Below are 1,977 nucleotides of genomic sequence, written 5' to 3'. Positions count from 1 at the left end.
CCTTGTAAGAAAATACTCACATCTATACCTAATCCAATATATTGAACTCCACAGTCGATCCATTTTTTAGCAGTCTCAGGATTATTAGTAAAAGTACCAACTGTTTTACCAGCATTCCGGATAATTTCTACTGCTTTTTGCATTAATTCAACAACTCGAATATCATCTACCTCTCCAGGGATACCTAAAGATTGAGATAGATCGTAAGGCCCGATAAAAATAACATCAATATGAGGAACTGTAACAATTTCTCTCAGATTTTCAATTCCTTTTGTACCTTCTACATGAACTACAACTAAAGATTCTGCATTTAATTTATTGGTTATATTATTACCTGCTGAAGTATAAACTCCTGCACGAGTTCCGAATGATAAACCACGGCAACCAATGGGATTATATTTTGCACTTTGCACTACTATTTCTGCATCGGTTATTGTTTCTATTTGTGGAACTTGTACACCCGCACTACCAATATCAAGAGCACGTTGAATTTGTGCAGCATCGTTTTTACTGACTCTGACAACGGGAGCAATACCTACACAGTCAGCAGCACGACAAAGGTCTTCTGCCACCAGAATATTTAGAGGTCCGTGTTCGAGGTCAATGACTGCAAAATCAAATCCTGCGAGACCACAAATTTCGATGAATGCAGGGTAGGCACAATTCATAAAAGGTCCGAGTACAACTTCGCCATTTTTGAGTTTTTGTTTGAGTTGATTTTTTTGCATGATTGATGTAGAAAAGAAGGAGTGGGGGAGTAAGGGGAGATTGAAGTAATTATAGAATTATAAACATATAGCAATATGATTTGAGTTGTGAGATATTGGAAATTTTTAGGGAATAGGGAACAGGGAACAGGGAACAGAGAAGAGGAAAAAAACGTATCATATGAATATAATAATCGCTATATTCTATACTTTTAAGGAACACCTCAATTCTCACAACTCATTCCTGATTGCTATATATTATATAACTGGATTTTATATAAAAAGGTGGCTAAATTTTAATTTCTGGAGATGTCTATTAGTAGAGAATTTGACCTCCAAACCTCTACCAATAATTTTCAATGTTGGAGAATAATGCTTATACATTATCCGGGTCAATTCCTCTTTCCCTGAGCATTTCTGCTAGTCTGTCTGCACGTTGTTTTTCCTGGTCTAATTGTTGTTGTATTTGTTCTGCACGTTGTTTTTCCTGGTCTGCACGTTGTTTTTCTTGGTCTGCACGTTGCTTTTCTAGTTCCCGGAGTCGGTCTAATTCTACAGGGGTAAGAAACTTCTCTCCATCTGGTCGATATATTTCTAGAGTTTCTGCTGTAAGTTCAAAGCGAATACCCAGACGGGGACTCACCCAACCATTAATTTCTGGAATTACTTCTAAACTCTGCCCTACCCTGGTTAAACCCATAAAATCATTTTCATCCGGGTCATAAATGTAATATTCTTCTACTCCATACTGCTGATAAAAAGATAATTTTCTAGTCATTTCCTGAAGGCGGTTGCTTGGCGATAAGATTTCAAAGACGACTTGAGGAGCAATATTGTTTTCCTCCCACTGTTTATAGGAACCCCGGTCTCCTTTTGGTCTATCAAAAACAACCATCGCATCAGGTGCTTTGCACATTTTTTTGTTTCCTTGGACTGGATACCACAGCAAGTCTCCAGCAACGAAAACATCTGCAACGTCAGCAAATAATATTTCTAGGTTTTCTTTAATGGTAACTATCCAGCGAAATTGTTTGGTATTATCTGCAATTGGTTGACCGTCGCTATCGGGGTAAATGATTTCTGATTGAGTATCAGTAGTTAGTTGTTGTATCATATTGTTTAAAGTAATTTGAAGAAGTAGAGGAAAAGGGTTGATATTATTATGATATAACACCAATTTCGTGGGAACGGGGGAACGGGCAAGATGCTCATTCCACAAAACTGTTACAAAGTGGAAGGAAGGCAGAAGGCAGAGGGCAGAAGGCAGAAG

General features: G+C 37.8%; 2 protein-coding genes. Both read right to left on the bottom strand.

Annotated elements, in window-relative coordinates; translation table 11 throughout:
* Positions 1-728, bottom strand: a 728-nt coding sequence (locus AC3DU7_RS25860; protein WP_488042148.1) for an HpcH/HpaI aldolase family protein, incomplete at its 3' end; no start/stop codon positions are given.
* Between the two features lie 355 nt (positions 729-1,083).
* Positions 1,084-1,821: a Uma2 family endonuclease gene (locus AC3DU7_RS25855; protein WP_488042149.1), complete on the bottom strand. Its 738-nt coding sequence runs from the start codon at positions 1,819-1,821 to the stop codon at positions 1,084-1,086.
* Positions 1,822-1,977 lie beyond the last annotated feature (156 nt).

The organism is Okeania sp. (assembly GCF_983059655.1).
The sequence above is the reverse complement of the archived record's forward strand: the minus strand, read 5'-3'. Positions and strand labels throughout refer to the sequence as shown.